We start from the raw sequence: 19,839 nt of genomic DNA, 5'->3' as shown, positions 1-19,839 counted from the left end.
TTATATTGTAAAGTGAATGTGTGGATTTCCGTGCATTCACTTTCATAGAATAATATTGTTAATTTCCTAATTTTCAACATATGGCATTCAGAAGAGATAAACAAGTAAAGAGTAATTTTACAAAAATCTCTATCAGTCTTGCTTCTCCAGAAGAAATTCTTGAAAGATCAAGTGGAGAGGTTTTAAAGCCTGAAACCATCAACTATCGTACTTATAAGCCGGAGCGTGACGGATTATTCTGTGAAAGAATTTTCGGTCCTGTTAAAGATTATGAGTGTCATTGTGGTAAGTACAAGCGTATCCGTTACCGTGGTATTGTTTGTGACCGTTGTGGGGTAGAAGTAACAGAGAAAAAGGTTAGACGTGAAAGAATGGGGCACATTCAGTTGGTTGTTCCTGTAGCTCACATCTGGTACTTCAAATCTTTACCAAACAAGATTGGTTACCTTTTGGGATTACCTACCAAAAAGCTTGATTCCATTATTTATTACGAAAGATATGTAGTAATTAATCCAGGGATTAAATCAGCTGATGGGATTAAATACTTAGATTTTCTAACTGAGGAAGAATATTTGGATATTCTTGATGAACTTCCTGCAGAGAATCAATATTTGGATGATGATGATCCAAACAAATTTATTGCACAAATGGGTGCGGAGGCACTGTATAGCCTACTAGGTCGCCTTGATCTTGACGCATTATCGTATGATTTGCGTCATAAAGCAAGTACAGAAACATCTCAGCAGCGTAAAAATGAAGCTTTAAAGCGTTTACAGGTTGTTGAAGCTTTCCGTGAATCACAAGGAATAAATAATCCGGAATGGATGATTGTTAAAGTTGTTCCTGTAATTCCACCAGAACTTCGTCCTTTGGTACCATTGGATGGAGGACGTTTTGCAACTTCAGATTTGAATGATTTGTATCGAAGAGTAATTATTCGTAACAACCGTTTAAAAAGATTGATTGAAATCAAAGCTCCAGAAGTAATTCTGCGTAACGAAAAACGTATGCTTCAGGAGGCTGTTGATTCATTATTCGATAACTCACGTAAATCTAATGCAGTTAAGACTGAAAATAATCGTCCTTTAAAATCACTTTCCGACTCATTGAAAGGGAAGCAAGGCCGTTTCCGTCAAAATTTGTTGGGTAAGCGTGTTGACTATTCTGCTCGTTCGGTAATTGTTGTTGGACCAGACTTGCAAATGCATGAATGCGGTCTTCCAAAAGATATGGCAGCAGAATTGTACAAGCCTTTTGTAATCCGTAAATTGATTGAGAGAGGGATTGTAAAGACTGTAAAATCAGCAAAGAAAATTGTAGATAGAAAAGATCCTGTAGTTTGGGATATTTTGGAGAATGTGCTGAAAGGGCATCCGGTTCTTCTTAACCGTGCTCCTACTCTTCACCGTCTGGGTATTCAGGCTTTCCAACCTAAACTGATAGAGGGTAAAGCAATTCGACTACACCCACTTGCCTGTACGGGTTTTAACGCCGACTTTGATGGTGACCAGATGGCGGTTCACTTGCCATTGGGTAACGAAGCAGTATTGGAAGCTCAAATGCTGATGTTGTGTTCTCACAATATTTTGAATCCAGCTAACGGTGCCCCGGTTACAGTTCCTTCTCAGGATATGGTGTTAGGTCTTTACTATATTACCAAGCCTAGAAAAGGAAGTAAGGGTGAAGGATTAACTTTCTACTCACCGGAAGAAGCTATGATTGCTTTTAATGAGAAAGCTGTAGATCTTCACTCTGTGATTAAAGTAAAAGTTAAGGATTTGAATGAAAATGATGAAATGGTAGATACCATTGTTGAAACTACTATCGGTCGTATCATTCTGAACCAATTTACTCCTGAAGGAGCTGGTTTTATTAACCAATTGATTACTAAAAAAGCGCTTCGCGATATTATTGGATATGTATTTAAGAAATGTGGGGTTGATGCCTGTGCCAAATTCTTGGATGATATCAAGGACTTAGGATACCGTAAAGCATTTGAAGGTGGCCTTTCTTTTAATTTGGCGGATGTTATTGTTCCTGCTGAGAAAGAGGATCTTGTAGCCGAAGGGTATGCTCAAGTGGAAGATGTATTGAATAACTATAACATGGGTTTCATTACCAATAATGAACGTTACAACCAGATTATTGATATTTGGACGCATGTTAATGCTAATTTGACTCAAACACTGATGAACCAGTTGATTGCCGATAACCAAGGTTTTAACTCGGTTTACATGATGCTTGATTCAGGAGCTCGTGGTTCCAGAGAGCAAATTCGTCAGTTGGGTGGTATGCGTGGTCTGATGGCTAAACCTCAGAAATCAGGTGCTACCGGAGGTCAGATTATTGAGAACCCGATTCTTTCGAACTTTAAGGAAGGTCTTTCGGTATTGGAGTACTTTATTTCTACTCACGGTGCTCGTAAAGGTCTTGCGGATACGGCATTGAAAACAGCCGATGCGGGTTATCTGACTCGTCGTTTGGTTGATGTAGCTCAAGATGTTATTATCACTGAACAAGATTGTGGTACATTAAGAGGTCTTACAGCTACAGCAATTAAAAATCAGGAGGAAATTGTGGCATCTTTAAAAGAGAGAATCCTAGGTAGAACTACTGTGCATGATGTCTATCACCCAATTTCAGGTGAGCTGATTGTGAAATCAGGAGTTGAAATTACCGAAGAGATTGCCCAGACAATTGAAAATTCTCCAATTGAACGTGTTGAGATTCGTTCTGTACTTACTTGTGAGTCGAAACAAGGGGTTTGTGCTAAATGTTACGGACGTAACCTTGCAACTGGTAAGGCAGTTCAGAAAGGTGAAGCAGTAGGTGTTATTGCAGCTCAGTCGATTGGTGAGCCGGGTACACAGCTTACTCTTCGTACTTTCCACGTAGGGGGTACTGCAGGTAATGTTTCTGCTGAAAACTCTGTAGAATCGAAATACAATGGTTATGCTGAGTTCGAAGAACTAAGAACCGTTGAGCATACTCCTGAAGGAGGAAACAAACATGATGTTGTAATTGGCCGTTTGGCAGAGTTACGCATTATCGATAAAAACACTAATATTACTCTGACTACCCATACAATTCCTTACGGATCGAAGTTGTATATTAAGGATGGTGAGGATGTGAAGAAAGGCGACCTGATTTGTGAATGGGATCCATATAATGCAATGATCATTACTGAATTCTCGGGTAAGGTTACTTTCGAAAACTTAATTGAAGGTGTTACATTTAAAGAGGAATCGGATGAGGCAACCGGATTTGCTGAAAAAGTAGTTGTTGAATCTAAGGATAAGACCAAAAACCCAAGTGTTAAGATTTTGAACTCAAGCGGTGAGGTATTAAAATCTTACAACTTACCGGTAGGTGCACATATTTCTGTAAACGAAGGTGAAATGGTTGTTGCTGGTCAGTCGGTTGTTAAAATTCCTAGAGCTCTTGGTAAAGCAGGTGATATCACAGGGGGTCTTCCACGTGTTACGGAGTTGTTCGAGGCTCGTAACCCATCTAATCCAGCAGTTGTTTCTGAGATTGATGGAGAGGTTACTTTTGGCAAAATCAAGCGTGGTAACCGCGAGATTGTTGTTACAACCAAAACAGGAGATGTGAAGAAGTACTTGGTACCTCTTTCAAAACAAATCCTTGTTCAGGAGAACGACTACGTAAGAGCTGGTACTCCATTGTCAGAAGGTGCTACAACACCAGCTGATATCCTATCGATTAAAGGTCCTACAAAAGTTCAGGAATATATTGTGAACGAAGTGCAGGATGTTTACCGTATGCAGGGTGTGAAGATTAACGATAAGCACTTCGAGATTATCGTTCGTCAGATGATGCGTAAAGTAGTTATCGATGATCCGGGAGATACTAAATTCTTGGAAAAACAAGTAATCGACAAGATGGAATTCATGCGCGAAAATGATGAGATTTTCGGTAAGAAAGTGATTGTTGATGCAGGTGATTCTGAAGAATTAAAAGCTGGACAGATTGTTACAGCAAGAAGACTAAGAGATATTAATTCAATCTTGAAGCGTAGAGATATGAAATTGGTTGAGTCGCGTGAAGCGATCTCTGCAACTTCTACTCAGATCTTGCAAGGTATTACTCGTGCAGCTCTTCAAACGAAGAGTTTCATCTCTGCTGCATCGTTCCAGGAGACTACAAAAGTGTTGAACGAAGCTGCGATTAGCGGTAAGATGGACAAGCTTGAAGGTCTGAAAGAGAACGTTATTTGTGGCCACTTGATTCCGGCAGGTACAGGTTTAAGAGAATACAAAGATGTTGTAGTAGGAGCGAAGGAAGAGTACGAAAAGCTTCTTGACAATAAATCAGAATTTTAATTACAGAACTCTAAATATGAAGAGGGTGTTTCCATTGGGAACACCCTTTTTTTGAATAAAGTAAAGTTCTTGTTCTGCTAGTCCTGATTTGCAATCAGGGCTTTGGAGTTTTGGATTTGTAATCTGAAAGTTCATCCCACATTACCGTCCAGATCTTTATTGGGATACTTTTTCACTCATTCACACTTTCACTTCCATTATATTTCCTAATTTTACCAGAGTAGATAAAAAATTAATATAAACAGATACATTATGAGTGATAAAAAACCTCCAGGACAAATAGATATTCAATTAAAGGAAGATGTTGCACAGGGGACATATTCCAATTTGGCTGTAATTACACATTCAAGCTCGGAATTTGTTGTGGATTTTGTGAGAGTAATGCCTGGAGTACCCAAGGCGGATGTTAAATCACGAATTATTTTAACTCCGGAACATGCCAAGAGACTACTGTTAGCTTTGCAGGACAACATTCATAAATTTGAGAACATGAACGGTCCAATTAAAAATGTTGATGAAAACAATGGCCCTCAAGGACCGGTTATTCCAATGAACTTTGGACCAACAGGGCAAGCATAGATTTAAAGATGTTTTTCGTCATGCTCTGACTATTTCGAAGCTGTAAATGTCAGGGTATGACTAATGCTAAACAAATATTTGTGTATACTAGAACACAGATTTAACGAACAGACACAGATGAAAAAAGATTCGTGATCATCCGTAAGGTCAGTGTTATTCGTGTTCAATTAAAAAAGAACGCAGATATAACGGATGCAACGAATAAACACGAATAAAGAATTGATTCGAGGAAATCAGTTTGATTTGTGTTATTCGTGTTCAATTAAAAACACTGTAGCTAAACAACAAGTAGATATCCAACACCTCTTATCGTATTAATTCTTACAGATGGATTTTCCTGCAGTAAATTTCTTAGTTTAGATAGGGTATTTTGTATGCTAGCTATGTTCCTTTTTTCTAAGGAATGGCTCCAAAGTTTTTCAGCTAGTAGTTCCTTACTAACTACTTGATTCGAGTTTTGTATTAATATCTCCAATGCATTTTTCTCAAAAGGGCTTAGTTTTTTTAGAAGTCTATTTTCAAAATAGAAATTGTTTGTTTCAAGGTCTAGTCTGTAATCAGATATTTTTAACGATTGTTCAATTGGTTTATTTGTGGTAAAGCGTCGAATATAGGAAACAAGAATGGGAATTGAAAACGGCTTAGCGATGTACGCATTACCACCAACGTCTATCCCTTTGGTAATCATTTCTTCTTCGGTATGTGAGGATACAAATATAATTTGAATATTTGGGTTATTGGCGATGATATCTTTTGCCAATGCAATGCCATCATCATTTCCAATTTCAACATCTAAAATAATTATATCAGGAATAAAATCATCGATGATATGATTGATTCCAAGTATTGTATTTTGGAAGTGGACTTTATAGTTGTAATCTGTTTCAAGTATATTACTTACAAAGTTACCTAAATTGGTATCATCATCTACAAATATTACTTTCAATTGTTCCATACTATGGTCAGTTATCAGTTATCAGTTATCAGTTGCGCATTGAATTCTCGTAATATTGTTCATTGTTCACCACTTTTATTGGTAAACTAATACAAAAAGTGCTGCCATTGCTAATTTGACTATTCAATTCAATTCGTCCTTTGTGGACTTTTATCACTTGTTTGCTAAAAGCTAAACCAATTCCATGTCCTTTGGTATTATCATTTGAACGATAAAATTCACGAAAAATTTTTTTCTGCTCTTTGGATGGAACACCCTCTCCCGAATCACTAATATAAATGTATAATTTATTTTTACTTGTTTTAGCTTTGATATCTATTTTAGCAGGAGGAGTAGAATATTTAAAGGCATTATCCATTAGATTTCGCAATGCCATTTCAAAATACAAAGGATCTACCAGTAAGTTGAGATTTTCGGGAATGCTTAGATTACATTTTGCTTGTTTTTCTGGATAGATCACATTCAATTCTGACAATATCTCATCACATTTTTTTGCAAGAGGAAAAGCTTTGGGAGCCATAACAATTTCCGTCTTTTTGCCACGAAATAAGTTCAAAATCAGTTCTATTTTGCTATTTAATTTGGAGATACTTAAGCTTGCATTTTTCAATTGCTTTTGCATTGATGACGACTGCTCTTTACTAGCCAGGTAATCTAAAAAAGTATAGGTGAATGATACAGGCGATTTTAAATCGTGTACAATACCGCTTACGGCCTGTTCACGCCATTGCAGTTGGTTTATTTTTTGCTGCAATTTAACCAGCATCCATAACATAAGAAGGATAACCAGAATAACTGCAATGCCTGATATACTTAGCGAGTAGAACATCATGCGTAAGAAGGGTAAAGTTCTTAGCTTGAAATTGGCAGTACAAACATAAATTTCTTTTGTCCCCAATGGAATTGTTAGAGAAATAATTTTTTGCGATGGTTTTAATCCGATACTCTCACCTGAGTATATGCTATCAATCTGTTCTCCATTTTTTAAAAGCTGCATTTTGTAGCTTTCAATAAAGTTCAGTGATGTAAAATTGTGTCGAAACAAAGAATCTACGATGCTAAGCTGTATTTTTTTTCTTTCCAGACTAATATCAGTAAATGCAGCCTCAACAGCTTTGTGAAGTGAGAAATTGGGAATGTACTTGTTTGTTTTGATTTCTGTACTACCCAATTGTTTGGGAGAGTTCGGTTTTGAATCTTCTTTAGTTTCTTCAAGTGTAATTTTAGCTGTATTTGGTTTTTCTGAATCATGGGTAGAATAACCTTGCAGGGCATGAAAATTTAGCATGCTTTGCAGGCTTCTTTCCAGTTCCGATTGGAACGCTCGTTTTTCTTGTTTCATTTGTTGTTGCAACCACATAAACTGCGAGAAAATAAGTACTGTAAGTACCAGCAACATTAGTGCAAACAGCCGTTGGAATAATTTACTTTTCATAACGTAAATGTAGTCATTTTATGAAAAAAAAATAAGGCTTTAATGTAAAATCAATCTAAATACATAATTTCTAAAAAAAAGACACTCCTTTTTCTCATCATATTAGATATTAATCCTCATTGTAAAATGAGAGTTGTGAAAAAGTTCCCTGTTTTTACTCTTGTTGATCTTTCTTCATAAATCTTCTTCCTTTTTTCAAACTCTTCTCATTAAAAGAGCTGTTTCTCGATGAGAAAAGTATTGAGAAATCTCATCAGGCATCATTAGAAAGCTAATCGTTTATTGGGAATTCATGTCCTATATTCAAAGAGAAAAGATCACAGTTTTAGTCACTTCAAAAAATTTTAAGTCATGAAAAAGATCAATAGTATGGAAGTATTCGAAAAGTTAAATCAATGCGAATTATCAAAGATAAAAGGTGGGGATGAAAGAGATTATTACTATGTAATAATTGATGGAAAAAGGGTTAAAATATATATTAATTAAATCTTAAAGGACAAAATTATGAGTACCTTAAAAAATCTAAATAGCACTCATTTAAGTGCAGAGCAAATAGAAACTGTAAACACAAGTTTGGGAAGCTTAGAGACAGCATTGATAGATACGGTGAGTAACCTTAGTAGTGAAGAGCGCCGTAAGTATGGTAGTGTAAGCGAGCAAAATAAATTGTTTGTAAATAAAGTGAACGATTATGCAGTAAATCAACCGACTTTAAAAAGTCCTGATGTAGATTGGGATGAGTTTACAAATGATTTTAACAGCCGTACTGTTTTGGAAGGTGTTATTGCTCGCCTGGAAAAACTGCTTACCGGTGTGCAGAATGCTAAAATCTTACACGATCACGACAACTACCAGGCAGCATTAGACGATTATGCTTATACCAACTATAAAACTGGAACATCTGATCCGAACTATGAGGCAAAACAAAAAGAGTTGAAACAATTCTTTAGCCGCACCAGGAAGGTAAATAAAGAGGATACAAATGAGCAGGAATAGTTATGTATTGCAAATAATTGATTCAACCAGGTTTTTAATAGAAGATATAAGGCTTTAGATTGAAGTGTTAAGGTTTGCAATAGAAGTAGTAATCTTATTTATCGAAGATTTTAGATTGCGAACAAAAGTATTTCACTTATTTATAGAAGCGTTTAGGTTCCGTATAAAAGCAGATGAATAACCAATAGAAGTGTTTGGATAGGGAAGTAAAAAAATACAGTTCCGAACCCAAACGGATATTTAGGAAACTTTAAATTTTGTATTGCGAACTTTAACTGATCTTTAGGTAAGCACAAATTATCAATTTCTAACCTAAAGAGAACATTAACGAACCAAAAGAGAATATTTCGGAACCTAAAACTGGCAAATGGAAAACCAGAACAAAGCATTGGAACAAATAGATTTTACTACCATCGTTTTTATAATTGGAAACGCACAAGGTTGTTTTGCTTTCGATATTGAGGAGAAAGTTTCAATGCTACAATGCTCAATAGAAGGTGTTAAGAGGAATATTGATTTTCCCGGTTTTTTAAAGATAAACGAATACACGCTAATAAATTCAAAATTCTATACAGGCAAAAGGTCTGGAAGAATAATAAGTCTTAAAGGTGGGAGCATGCATAAAGTGTCGCGCAATTCCTGGAAGCATTTTAAGGATATGCCCGCTGAATTTTAAATGACGATGAGATCCGTCGAAATAGTGCTCTTTTAAAAATAATAAATTTTACAATTATGAAAATAGAAGTAATTAAAAAATCATGTGCTGATACTCTTGATGTTCTTTATGGGAAGTCATTAAGCGAAATTAAAGGTGGAGTTGCAATGGAAGATGCTGAAGTTTCTTGTAGAAGAGGTTATTCAGCATTAAGATGTAGATGTGGTTATAAAGGTGACTCTATGTCATTGTCAGAAGAATAGCCCTGTTTATAATAAATTTTAATTATAACTACTAACTTGAATAAATATTTAACATGTGTAATGTTATTTTAATTCAGGTTGGTAGTTTTAAAACATTTTTAAATGAACCAATTTTCAAAGTTTAATGTTGTAAATAAAGGATGTGAATATAGTTTCGTTTATAATACATTGTCAGGTGCATTTGTAAAAATATCAACAAAAATTTTTAACAATATTTGGGATGAAAGATATTCGAAGGAGAGAGAGAGTCTTTTAGAGCAAGGAATTGTAACGAATGATGAAAATGAGATATATAAATATCGATACCAATCAAATAACGCTATTTATAATGATAAAGAGTTGGCTTTGTATATTACACCAACTATGACATGTAATTTTTCTTGTTTTTATTGTTTTGAAGGTGAAATAAAAACTAGAGGCATGATGTCCCAGAAAGTTGAAGATTCAATTGTTAAGTTTCTAGAAAAAAATAAAGAAAGAAAAATATCAATTATTTGGTTTGGAGGCGAACCATTATTAGGCTTTAAGAATATCATGTCTATTGTTAAAAAACTTAGAAAAAGAAATATTGCATTTGAATCTTCTATGATAACAAATGGCAGCTTATTGACAAAGTCGAAAATACGTTGTTTGGAAGAATTAAATTTAACTAATATTCAGATATCTTTAGATGGACCAAAGGAGATACATGACGAAAGACGATTTTTTAAGCATTCTAAAAAAGGGACATTTGAGATAATATTGTCCAATATAGAAGATGTTCTCAGTTCTACTTCAATTCCAATAACTATACAAGTGGCTATTGATAAGACGAATAATTTTGCTTATGCTGCGCTTTTAGAGATGTTGAATAATAAATTTCCTCTATACATGAAAAATAGAAGAATTAGGGTAGGTTACAATATCGTGCAAGATAGAACAGGATTTGATAAAAAGTCACTATGCAATACTTCAAATGATCAATATCACACTATAATTGATTTATTCCATTTAGATATTAAGAATAAGATGTTGCCAGCATTACCTAGTAGAATACTTCCATGTATGTACAGAAGTACAAGTTGTTTTGCTATAGATGATAAAGGGGATGTATTCAAATGTATTGAACATTTAGGAAAGCCTGATAAAAAAATAGGAAATATTGTTGAAGGTTTTATCTCATTGCAAAAAATGGCATTTTCGATACTTGAGAAAGATCCATTTGAAGATTTGCAATGTAAAAATTGCAACGTATTTCCTGTCTGTGGTGGAGGATGTCCAATTGATACTGTGGAAAAGGGTGAGAAAGATTGTTCTTTTCATAAAACAGAGTTAGAGAAATTATTGCCATATTTTTATGATTTGTATAGTGAATGACAGAAGTATACGAGTATAGTTATTGAAAATTGTAATGATGTGTTAAAGTAAATGAATATGGACAACAAGGGAAAATTAATAAAGTATTTTTTATTATTACAATTGTTTTTTTTAATCTCTTCACCTATTACAGGTCAGGTTTTAATAAGAGGAACAATTTTATCTGATCAAAAAAGTCCCTTAGAGTATGCTAATGTATCTCTATATTTAGCAGATAGTTTATGTGCAGGAACTATTACTAACCTTAAAGGAAAGTTTGAACTTTCAATAGATAGTGGGGCTTATAGCATTGTTGTAAGTTATATAGGATATGATACATATAAAGAAACAATTAAGGTGAATGCCAAAAATTTTAATCTTGCGCCAATACATCTTAATGTTGATAATAATGCATTAGGTGAGATAATTGTGAAAGGTTCTTCTCTCAAAACAGGTTTTAATAAAACAACTTTAACTATAAATAAAGAATTATTAAAGAAAGTAGTTGTAAGCGAAGATTTATTTAAAGAAATTCCATTTGTTCGAGTATCGCCGAAAGAAAAAAAATTAAGTGTTGAAGGTGAAGAAGCTATTGTACTTATAAATGGACAAAGAATAGTTGGAGATTATCCTTTATTACAATTGCCATCTCCAGAAAAAATAAAACGTATAGAAGTGATAAAATCTCCATCTGTAAAATATGCAGCAGAGGGCATCACTAAAGTAGTAAATATTGTTCTGAAAAATGAAAGTAAAGGATTTGAAGGCTCTACTCAGATTGAACCTCCGGTTTTAAGTGATGATTTTTCATCATTTAACCACCTTAGTTTAGGAGCCTGGCTGGGAAAAGTTCATCTATTTACAAATTATAACTACATTGGAGTATCTGAAGATGTAATTGAAAATACTACTAGGGAAACCAAAAACCAAACGGAAATTTATAGAGATCAGAGTGCCCCAGAAAATCGATACGAATATAATAGACACTCTTTACTTTTTGGGAGTAATTATTTCATAGATGATAAAAATCTGATGAATGTGACTGCAAGGTATCAAACAAGTGATATAAAGTATGATAAAAACTCTTTGAAGACTATTCATCAAACTGGTACTTTAATTGATGCAGTAAAGATAAAATCAAATTTAGACTATCCTTCTTTTAACGCATACAATCTTTCTGCTTATTATAAGCATATGTTTAACAAAAAGAATCATGAATTATCTTTAGATATTGGTTATTTTAATTTCGAAAATGCTCAAAGAATAAGATATATGTATGATGATAGTTTAAGCAATATAATAACAAGTAGAGAAGATAATACGAAAGATACTAGAGAATCACTAAAATCATTATTAACCTACAGAATTCCAGTATCGGATAATGCGGAAATAGAAACAGGCATTAACTATTATTGGCAAAAAATTGATAATCGGTTCTATTCAAACGTTGATAATGTAAATGATAATTTATTGTACAAGGAAAATAGAATTTCAGCTTATATGAGTTATATGCATGAAACATCGAAATTGTCATACCAGTTAGGATTTAATTATGAAACTTCCAGAATTGATCTAAATAAAAATGATAAAAACAATTATACGAGTTTATTTCCAAAAGTATCGGTTGGATACTGTTTCGGTGAAGTACATAGGCTGACCTTTGAATTGAATAGGAAAATAACTAGACCGACCAGATCTCAATTGAACCCATTTATTTATATTCTTGATCAGAATACCGTAAGTACAGGTAATTTCAATTTAAAACCGTCGTATACAGACTTATTATCTTTAAAGTATAATTTTTCAAAAGACATTATTATGACAAGGTTTTATTTTGTTTATGGACATACTGATGATTTTATTTCGAAAGTAAGATATACTAATAATCATAATCAAATGGTTTCAAGCTATGATAATGTCATAGATCAGAAATTTGGGTTGTTCACTTTTGAAACGGAACTTGAATTATTAGGTGGAGATTTAATAATAGGTCCTAATGTTGATATGCAATATGTAACATTTCAGGGAGAAAGCGAACAATTGGTTTACGATTCTAAAGGTTGGCAATTTGACTATGGATTTTGGATGGAGTATAATTTTTTCGAATCGTACACATTTGGTTATGATTTTACATGGAATGATTATACAATAACACCACAAGGAAAAAGTAAGTGGGGAGGTAATTCTTATTTTGAATTAAGCAAAATAATTTTAAAAAACAAAGGTAAGTTAAAATTAGCTTATTCTTGGAAGATGGAAGATAACTTAGATATTTTTGAAGATTCTGAAGCTTATCAAAGAACAATAACGGACAGACCTTCTATGTTAGCAATAACATTCTCTTATCGTTTTATTAGTAATAAATCTAGAAGAAGAATACCCAAAAGTAAGATGGACTCAGAAGATGGTAGAAAGTTTCGTTAATTTTTAATCATTTAGCTTATGAATGATAGGGCAAATGCATTTTCGGTGATATTAATGATATGTTATAAGGTAATTTTAAGAAATATCATAAAATAGTGTTTAGAAATCACTTTTCTATCTTTTTAGTATACCATGAAATATACTTTTTTTAAACAATTCGATGCCATGGATTGTGGTCCTACATGTGTTCGTATGATTGCAAAACATTACGGTAGACATTATTCGCTCGAACAGCTTCGAGAAAAAAGTTATGTGACCCGTGAAGGTGTTTCGATGTTAGGTATTAGTGATTGTGCTGAAAATATAGGTTTTCGTACATTGGCTGGACGTTTTACATTCGATAAATTAGCAGAACAAATTCCGTTACCATGCATTGTACATTGGCGACAAGAACATTTTGTTGTGGTGTATGCAATTAAAAAGAAAAAAACATTTTTAAAAAAATCAAATATTCAAATTGTTGTTTCTGATCCAGGTAAAGGAATTATTACATATGATAAAGATGAGTTTCTAGAAAACTGGATTAGTACCAAAACAGGAGGTGAAGATAAAGGAGTAGCCTTATTATTGGAACCAACACCAAAGTTTTACGAACATGAGGGAGAGAAGAAAGGTGCAAGTAGTTTTGCTCTTCTTTTTTCCTATTTTGGACGTTACAAAAAGTATTTTACCCAATTACTACTAGGCTTACTGTTAGGTAGTATTTTACAACTCATTTTTCCTTTTTTAACACAAGCTATTGTCGATGTAGGTATTTCTGATCAAAATCTGGGATTTATTTACTTAATTTTACTAGCTCAATTGGTGCTTTTTATCAGTCGTATGTCTGTTGATTTTATACGCAGGTGGATATTACTACATATTAGTACACGTATTAATGTATCTTTAATTTCCGATTTCTTAATAAAGTTGATGAAACTCCCAATGAGTTTTTTCGATTCAAAATTAGTGGGTGATCTGCTTCAACGTATCGAAGACCATAGGCGAATTGAACGATTTCTTACTGCACAATCGCTAGGAGTTCTTTTTTCACTGTTCAACTTTATAATATTTGGTATAGTTCTCTTAATTTATAGTTTTAAAATATTTGCAATATTCTTGGCTGGCAGTGTTTTGTATGCATTGTGGATTTTTATTTTCCTGAAAAAACGTCGTGTACTCGATTACAAATTCTTTGAACAACAAGCTCTAAACCAAAGTAAAACTTACCAGTTAATTACTGGAATGCAGGAAATAAAACTTCAAAACTGTGAGAAACGGAAACGTTGGGAATGGGAAGATGTGCAAGCCGATTTATTTCAAGTCAACGTTGCCTCATTATCATTGCAACAATATCAGGAAGGAGGAACTGTATTTATAAATGAACTCAAAAATATACTAATTACAATTGTTGCAGCTACAGCTGTAATAAATGGTTCACTCACCCTGGGAATGATGCTTGCCATTCAGTACATTATTGGACAACTGAATAGCCCTCTTGAACAAATGGTTGGCTTTATTCACAACATGCAGGATGTAAAAATTAGTCTTGATCGATTGTCTGAAATCCATCAAAAAGAAAATGAAGATGAACAAAATAAAACAAGGTTTCGATACTTCTCTCATGACAATAGAAGTATCGAGATCAATAATCTTTGCTTTCAGTACGAAGGTCCTCATGCTCCTAAAGTACTCAACAATATCAATTTAAATATCCCAAAAGGTAAAGTTACAGCCATAGTAGGAGCCAGTGGAAGCGGTAAAACAACATTAGTAAAACTATTATTGGGTTATTATAAACCTACAAATGGGACTATAAAAATAGATCAAAATCAACTCTCGGAATATGATTTACAGTGGTGGCGAAATCACTGTGGAGCAGTAATGCAGGATGGTTTTATCTTCTCTGAATCAATTGCTAAAAATATAGCCGTATCTGATGAGGAAATTGATAGAGATAGGTTATTACACGCTGCAAAAGTTGCAAATTGTCACAGTTTTATCAAGGACCTTCCTCTAGTGTATAATACCATTATTGGACAGGAAGGACAGGGAGTTAGTCAGGGACAACGTCAACGTATCCTTATTGCCAGAGCCATTTACAAAAATCCTGATTTCATATTTTTAGATGAAGCGACGAATGCTTTAGATGCAAAAAATGAAAAAGAAATAAGTAAAAACTTAGACCAGTTTTTTAAAGGAAAAACCGTTGTCGTAGTTGCTCATCGCCTAAGTACAGTAAAAAATGCTGATCAAATTGTTGTTCTGGATAAAGGAAAAATCGTTGAAAGAGGAACTCATGACGAGCTAACAGAAAAACAAGAGCACTATTATGAATTAGTGAAAAATCAATTAGAATTGGGAAACTAAGGAAAAAGATATGTCAGAAAAAAAAGAAAATATAGAACTTCGAAGTGAAAAAGTAAGGAATATTATTGGACAAATTCCATCCTGGATTATACGAAGTGGAATAACAGTAATTTTTGTAGTTGTGATATTTCTTTTAACAGGTAGTTACTTCTTTCACTATCCTGATAAAGTAGAAGGAAAAGCCTACTTGCAAATTGATTCAATAGGTTTATTTTTTGCAAAAGTTAATGTTCCGTATCGTTGTATTGGAAAAATAGCAGAAGGCCAAAATGTGAATGTTGAATTGGAAGGTTACCCAGTTAATAAATTTGGTTTGTTGAAGGGAAACATTACTAAAATAGTACCATATCCATTAGAAGAAAATGGTGAAAGCTATTTTGTTGTGCAAGCTAAACTAACTAATGGGATGAAAAGTACTCAAAATAAAAGCATTCCTTTCTTTCCAAATCTGAAAGGAAATGCTAAAATTACTGTTGGCGAGCAACGATTGCTTGATAAGTTTTTATCTCCAATTATTTCAAAAATTAAATAACAACACTTTTACTTTGTTATATATGTTGGTGTAAGTTCTTTGTTACTATTTCTAACAACCCGCTTAGCCACAAACAGGAACCAGAACAATACCAACACTGCTATAATAATACCTACAGAGTATCCAATTAAGGTGTCAGACTCGAACCCTCCATTTTTATTAGGAGCAACCAATATAAAAGTTGCACAAATGGCTGTCATGAATGTTGCAGGTAAGCTAATGATGAAGTGATTTTTCTTTTTCTCAACCAAATACATTGCGGCGGTCCAGAGCATTACCATAGATAGCAATTGATTAAAAAGCCCAAGAAATTTCCAAATGGTACCAAAGCTTAGTTGTGAAAGGGTAAATCCCAATACAAAAAGAGGAATTGATACCAGTAATCTACTTTTTAATGATTTTTGTTCCAGTTTAAAGAAGTCGGCTATCATTAATCTTGCACTTCTAAATGCAGTATCTCCGGTGGTAATTGGACAGGCAATTACACCAACAATGGCGAAAATAGCTCCCACTTGTCCAAGCCAGGTATTACAAATCTCGTTCACAACCCATGCCGGATTATGACCCGATACAATTGTATTATTTAAGTCTGTGGCATTCCCAAAATAGTTCATTGCTGCAGTTGCCCATATTATAGCTACAATACCTTCAGCAATCATGGCACCAAAAAACACAGGACGACCATAGCTTTCTTTACGCATGCATCGTGCCATCATAGGCGATTGTGTGGAATGAAATCCGGAAATGGCCCCACAGGATATTACGATGAACATCATAGGATAAAGAATGTTTTGAGTCGGATTGGTATGCATGTTTTTCAGCTGACCAATGGATAATTCACTCAGATGAAAACTATCGTTAAACCCATTGTATACCATGACACCTGCAATGCTAAAGGCCATAATTAGTAATGCAGCTCCAAAAATCGGATAAATCTTACCTATAATTTTATTGATGGGAAGTAAGGTTGCGATTAAGTAATATCCAAAAATACCGTAAAGCCAATAGTGTAGGCCACCACCTGTAAGATCTTTAAGTAATCCGGCGGGACCAGTAACAAAAGCAACGCCCACCATAATTAACAATACGAACGTAATGATTGCTAGTATTACTTTAGCTGGAAGACCCAGGTACTTTCCAACTATCTCAGGTAAACTGGCACCATCATTTCTAATGGATAACATGCCTGAAAAGTAATCATGAACGGCGCCCATAAAGATGCATCCGAATACAATCCATATGTATGCAATGGGACCGTACATGGCTCCAAGAATTGCTCCAAAAATAGGTCCTAAACCTGCAATGTTAAGAAACTGAATGGTGAACATTTTCCATCTAGGCATAGGAATAAAATCAACTCCATCTTTTAAACGCACTGCAGGTGTTTTTATAGAATTATCTGCTCCAAAGAAACGCTCAATAAATCTTCCGTAAATAAAATATCCAATTACCAATGTGATAATTGCTGATAAAAAAGTAAGCATAGTAGAATTCAATTTGCTGTCAAAATTAGCGATTTTTAGGTGAACCTGATATTTCTTAAATACAGATTTTAATCGAACTCAAATTATTCGGGAGCGTAACAAGAAGTGATAATGGATTTATTTCTGTATTAAGAATCTGAATTGTTATGAATTATCTTGCCTGAGAATCTAAATTATAACAAAAATTACGGTTTTAAAATCAATGCGCTAAGAGCTTGTGAGCAAGTTAAATAATTAAAGATAAATAAGTCTGAATAGGCTTGTTTTGCCTTTGCAATTAAGATTTGTTTTAAGTATTCGAATCTTTATATTTGCTAAGCTCAGAATTTTCCGAATTCAATGGTAAAATGAGCAAACCTGAATATAGAAATAATAATTAGTGATTAGTTAATTTAACCTAGGTACAGAATAAACATCATGGGAAATTGTTTTTTGGTATCTCAATAAATTAACGTCTAAAACTGATGTAAAAACACATATAGAATGAAAGGTTTAAAAATTGTTGTTCTTGCGAAGCAGGTTCCTGACACGAGAAATGTTGGGAAAGATGCTATGAAAGCGGATGGAACTGTGAACAGAGCGGCTTTGCCGGCAATCTTCAATCCCGAAGATTTAAATGCATTAGAACAAGCATTACGTTTGAAAGATAAATACGTGGGTACAGAGGTTACTCTTTTAACCATGGGGCCAGGTAGAGCTGCAGAAATTATTCGCGAAGGTTTATACCGCGGAGCCGACAATGGTATCCTTTTGTCTGACCGCGCATTTGCTGGTTCTGACACATTGGCTACTTCATACGCTTTGTCATGTACCCTTAAGAAAATGGGTAAAATTGATGTTATTATTGCTGGTCGTCAGGCAATTGATGGTGATACTGCTCAAGTCGGTCCGCAGGTTGCTGAAAAACTAGGATTACCACAAATTACTTATGCAGAAGATATCATGTCTGCAGAAAAGGGAAAAATTGTTGTTAAACGTCGTTTAGAACGTGGTGTTGAAACTGTTGAAGGGAAAATGCCAATGGTTGTTACGGTAAATGCTTCTGCTCCTGAATGTCGTCCGCGTAACGCAAAATTTGTAATGAAATACAAGCATGCAAGAGCGGTTTCCGAAATGCAAAATGCAACTGAAGATTATATTGCTTTGCACGATAATCGTCCTTATTTGAATATTGGTGAATGGAGTGTAAATGATATTGAAACCAATGCTGAAGAGTTAGGTTTATCGGGATCACCTACAAAAGTAAAATCGATAGAAAACGTAGTTTTCCAAGCCAAAGAAGCTAAAGTTCTTGAGCCAACCGATGCTGATATGGATGAGTTAATGAAAGAATTAATTGCTAACCACACTATTGGATAACAAATCAGTTGTCGGTTATCAGTTACCAGTTATTAATTAACTGCTCACTGTTTACTGTACACTGTTCACTGATAAGTGGAATTTTAAAAAGATTATACCGTGAATAACGTATTTGTATATTGCGAAATAGAAGAAGGACAGATTGCAGATGTAAGTCTTGAACTTCTTACAAAAGGTAGAAAACTAGCTGACGATTTAAAATGTGAGTTAGAAGCTATCGTAATTGGAGAAAATCTAAAAGGTGTTGAGAAGCAAATTATGCCTTTCGGAGTTGATAAGCTGTGGATTGCTGATGATAAGCGCTTGTACCCATACACAACTCTTCCTCATACCTCAATCCTTGTAAAATTATTCGAAGAAGAAAAACCTCAAATTGCTTTGATGGGTGCAACAAGTATCGGTCGTGATTTAGGTCCTCGTGTTTCTTCAGCTCTTCACTCTGGTCTTACTGCTGACTGTACAAGTCTTGTAATTGGTGACCACGAAGACAAGAAAAACAAGAAAGAATACAAAGACTTGTTGTATCAGATTCGTCCTGCATTTGGTGGTAACATTGTTGCAACCATTATCAACCCTGATTGTCGCCCACAGATGGCTACAGTTCGTGAGGGTGTAATGAAGAAGGAAATTGTATCTGATGCATACAAAGGAAAAGTTAAAAATATCGATGTAGAAAAGTATGTGAAGCCAGAAGACTTTGTAATTAAAGTAATCGAGCGTCACATGGAGAAGTCAAAAGTAAACATCAAAAACGCAGGTATTATTGTAGCTGGTGGTTATGGTGTAGGTTCAAAAGCGAACTTCGACCTATTAACTGAATTGGCAGAAGTAATTGGTGGTGAAGTAGGAGCTTCACGTGCTGCTGTTGATGCTGGATTTGCTTCTCACGAGCGTCAAATTGGTCAGACTGGTGTTACAGTGCGTCCTAAGTTGTATATCGCATGTGGTATCTCGGGTCAGATTCAGCACACTGCAGGTATGGAAGAATCGGCAATGGTAATTGCGATCAATACCGATAAAAATGCACCGATCAACGCTTTCGCTGATTATGTAATTACTGGTGATATTGCAGAGGTGTTACCTAAAATGATTAAGCAATACAAAGAAAATACAAAATAATAGTTGTTAGC

Annotated in this window: 15 protein-coding genes; 12 read left to right on the top strand and 3 right to left on the bottom strand. The window is 34.4% G+C overall.

Annotation, left to right across the window (positions count from 1 at the left end):
• Positions 1-80: 80 nt before the first annotated feature.
• Positions 81-4,343, top strand: coding sequence for a DNA-directed RNA polymerase subunit beta' (gene rpoC / locus ACO05S_RS04510; protein ID WP_421920347.1), 4,263 nt, complete (start codon positions 81-83; stop codon positions 4,341-4,343).
• 252 nt (positions 4,344-4,595) lie between these two features.
• Positions 4,596-4,922: a DUF3467 domain-containing protein gene (locus ACO05S_RS04505; RefSeq protein WP_421920346.1), complete on the top strand. Its 327-nt coding sequence runs from the start codon at positions 4,596-4,598 to the stop codon at positions 4,920-4,922.
• A gap of 277 nt (positions 4,923-5,199) precedes the next feature.
• Here ACO05S_RS04505 and ACO05S_RS04500 read toward each other — a convergent pair whose 3' ends face one another.
• Together ACO05S_RS04500 and ACO05S_RS04495 are read right to left on the bottom strand one after the other, a co-directional pair.
• Entirely contained in the window at positions 5,200-5,877 is a 678-nt protein-coding gene (locus tag ACO05S_RS04500) for a response regulator transcription factor (RefSeq protein ID WP_421920345.1), read from the bottom strand.
• A gap of 28 nt (positions 5,878-5,905) precedes the next feature.
• Entirely contained in the window at positions 5,906-7,312 is a 1,407-nt protein-coding gene (locus ACO05S_RS04495; RefSeq protein ID WP_421920344.1) for a sensor histidine kinase, read from the bottom strand.
• 351 nt (positions 7,313-7,663) lie between these two features.
• On the opposite strand from ACO05S_RS04495, the gene ACO05S_RS04490 reads away from it, so the two are divergent.
• The 8 genes from ACO05S_RS04490 (at position 7,664) to ACO05S_RS04455 (ending at position 15,866) form a co-directional block, all read left to right on the top strand.
• Positions 7,664-7,798, top strand: coding sequence for a bacteriocin (locus tag ACO05S_RS04490; RefSeq protein ID WP_421920343.1), 135 nt, complete (start codon positions 7,664-7,666; stop codon positions 7,796-7,798).
• A gap of 18 nt (positions 7,799-7,816) precedes the next feature.
• A complete protein-coding gene (locus tag ACO05S_RS04485) occupies positions 7,817-8,308 on the top strand; it encodes a hypothetical protein (protein WP_421920342.1) in 492 nt (163 codons plus the stop codon).
• Between the two features lie 367 nt (positions 8,309-8,675).
• Complete coding sequence (locus ACO05S_RS04480) at positions 8,676-8,984, top strand: hypothetical protein (protein ID WP_421920341.1); 309 nt, start codon at positions 8,676-8,678, stop codon at positions 8,982-8,984.
• Positions 8,985-9,040: 56 nt separating this feature from the next.
• Positions 9,041-9,226: a hypothetical protein gene (locus ACO05S_RS04475; protein WP_421920340.1), complete on the top strand. Its 186-nt coding sequence runs from the start codon at positions 9,041-9,043 to the stop codon at positions 9,224-9,226.
• Between the two features lie 102 nt (positions 9,227-9,328).
• Positions 9,329-10,582 (top strand): radical SAM protein, encoded by a 1,254-nt coding sequence (locus ACO05S_RS04470; RefSeq protein ID WP_421920339.1) that lies wholly within the window; start codon positions 9,329-9,331, stop codon positions 10,580-10,582.
• Between the two features lie 57 nt (positions 10,583-10,639).
• Positions 10,640-12,985 (top strand): outer membrane beta-barrel protein, encoded by a 2,346-nt coding sequence (locus ACO05S_RS04465; RefSeq protein WP_421920338.1) that lies wholly within the window; start codon positions 10,640-10,642, stop codon positions 12,983-12,985.
• A 132-nt stretch (positions 12,986-13,117) separates the two neighbouring features.
• A complete protein-coding gene (locus ACO05S_RS04460; protein ID WP_421920337.1) occupies positions 13,118-15,334 on the top strand; it encodes a peptidase domain-containing ABC transporter in 2,217 nt (738 codons plus the stop codon).
• A 10-nt stretch (positions 15,335-15,344) separates the two neighbouring features.
• The gene (locus ACO05S_RS04455; RefSeq protein ID WP_421920336.1) at positions 15,345-15,866 is read left to right on the top strand and encodes an HlyD family efflux transporter periplasmic adaptor subunit; all 522 of its coding nucleotides are present in this window, start codon (positions 15,345-15,347) and stop codon (positions 15,864-15,866) included.
• Positions 15,867-15,874: 8 nt separating this feature from the next.
• Here ACO05S_RS04455 and ACO05S_RS04450 read toward each other — a convergent pair whose 3' ends face one another.
• Positions 15,875-17,350, bottom strand: a complete 1,476-nt coding sequence (locus tag ACO05S_RS04450) for a carbon starvation protein A (protein WP_421920335.1) — start codon at positions 17,348-17,350, stop codon at positions 15,875-15,877.
• A gap of 483 nt (positions 17,351-17,833) precedes the next feature.
• Here ACO05S_RS04450 and ACO05S_RS04445 point away from each other — a divergent pair, with 483 nt between their 5' ends.
• On the top strand, positions 17,834-18,709 hold the full coding sequence (locus ACO05S_RS04445) for an electron transfer flavoprotein subunit beta/FixA family protein (RefSeq protein WP_421920334.1): 876 nt from the start codon (positions 17,834-17,836) through the stop codon (positions 18,707-18,709).
• A 99-nt stretch (positions 18,710-18,808) separates the two neighbouring features.
• The gene (locus tag ACO05S_RS04440) at positions 18,809-19,828 is read left to right on the top strand and encodes an electron transfer flavoprotein subunit alpha/FixB family protein (protein ID WP_421920333.1); all 1,020 of its coding nucleotides are present in this window, start codon (positions 18,809-18,811) and stop codon (positions 19,826-19,828) included.
• Positions 19,829-19,839: the final 11 nt, after the last annotated feature.

It is taken from the genome of Marinifilum sp. (assembly GCF_965230805.1).
Classification (GTDB): Bacteria; Bacteroidota; Bacteroidia; order Bacteroidales; family Marinifilaceae; genus Marinifilum.
The sequence above is the reverse complement of the archived record's forward strand: the minus strand, read 5'-3'. Positions and strand labels throughout refer to the sequence as shown.

Coding starts and splice junctions, on each gene's coding strand:
- rpoC (WP_421920347.1), top strand. CDS start 81: ATGGCATTCAGAAGAGATAAACAAGTAAAGAGTAATTTTACAAAAATC.
- ACO05S_RS04505 (WP_421920346.1), top strand. CDS start 4,596: ATGAGTGATAAAAAACCTCCAGGACAAATAGATATTCAATTAAAGGAA.
- ACO05S_RS04500 (WP_421920345.1), bottom strand. CDS start 5,877: ATGGAACAATTGAAAGTAATATTTGTAGATGATGATACCAATTTAGGT.
- ACO05S_RS04495 (WP_421920344.1), bottom strand. CDS start 7,312: ATGAAAAGTAAATTATTCCAACGGCTGTTTGCACTAATGTTGCTGGTA.
- ACO05S_RS04490 (WP_421920343.1), top strand. CDS start 7,664: ATGAAAAAGATCAATAGTATGGAAGTATTCGAAAAGTTAAATCAATGC.
- ACO05S_RS04485 (WP_421920342.1), top strand. CDS start 7,817: ATGAGTACCTTAAAAAATCTAAATAGCACTCATTTAAGTGCAGAGCAA.
- ACO05S_RS04480 (WP_421920341.1), top strand. CDS start 8,676: ATGGAAAACCAGAACAAAGCATTGGAACAAATAGATTTTACTACCATC.
- ACO05S_RS04475 (WP_421920340.1), top strand. CDS start 9,041: ATGAAAATAGAAGTAATTAAAAAATCATGTGCTGATACTCTTGATGTT.
- ACO05S_RS04470 (WP_421920339.1), top strand. CDS start 9,329: ATGAACCAATTTTCAAAGTTTAATGTTGTAAATAAAGGATGTGAATAT.
- ACO05S_RS04465 (WP_421920338.1), top strand. CDS start 10,640: ATGGACAACAAGGGAAAATTAATAAAGTATTTTTTATTATTACAATTG.
- ACO05S_RS04460 (WP_421920337.1), top strand. CDS start 13,118: ATGAAATATACTTTTTTTAAACAATTCGATGCCATGGATTGTGGTCCT.
- ACO05S_RS04455 (WP_421920336.1), top strand. CDS start 15,345: ATGTCAGAAAAAAAAGAAAATATAGAACTTCGAAGTGAAAAAGTAAGG.
- ACO05S_RS04450 (WP_421920335.1), bottom strand. CDS start 17,350: ATGCTTACTTTTTTATCAGCAATTATCACATTGGTAATTGGATATTTT.
- ACO05S_RS04445 (WP_421920334.1), top strand. CDS start 17,834: ATGAAAGGTTTAAAAATTGTTGTTCTTGCGAAGCAGGTTCCTGACACG.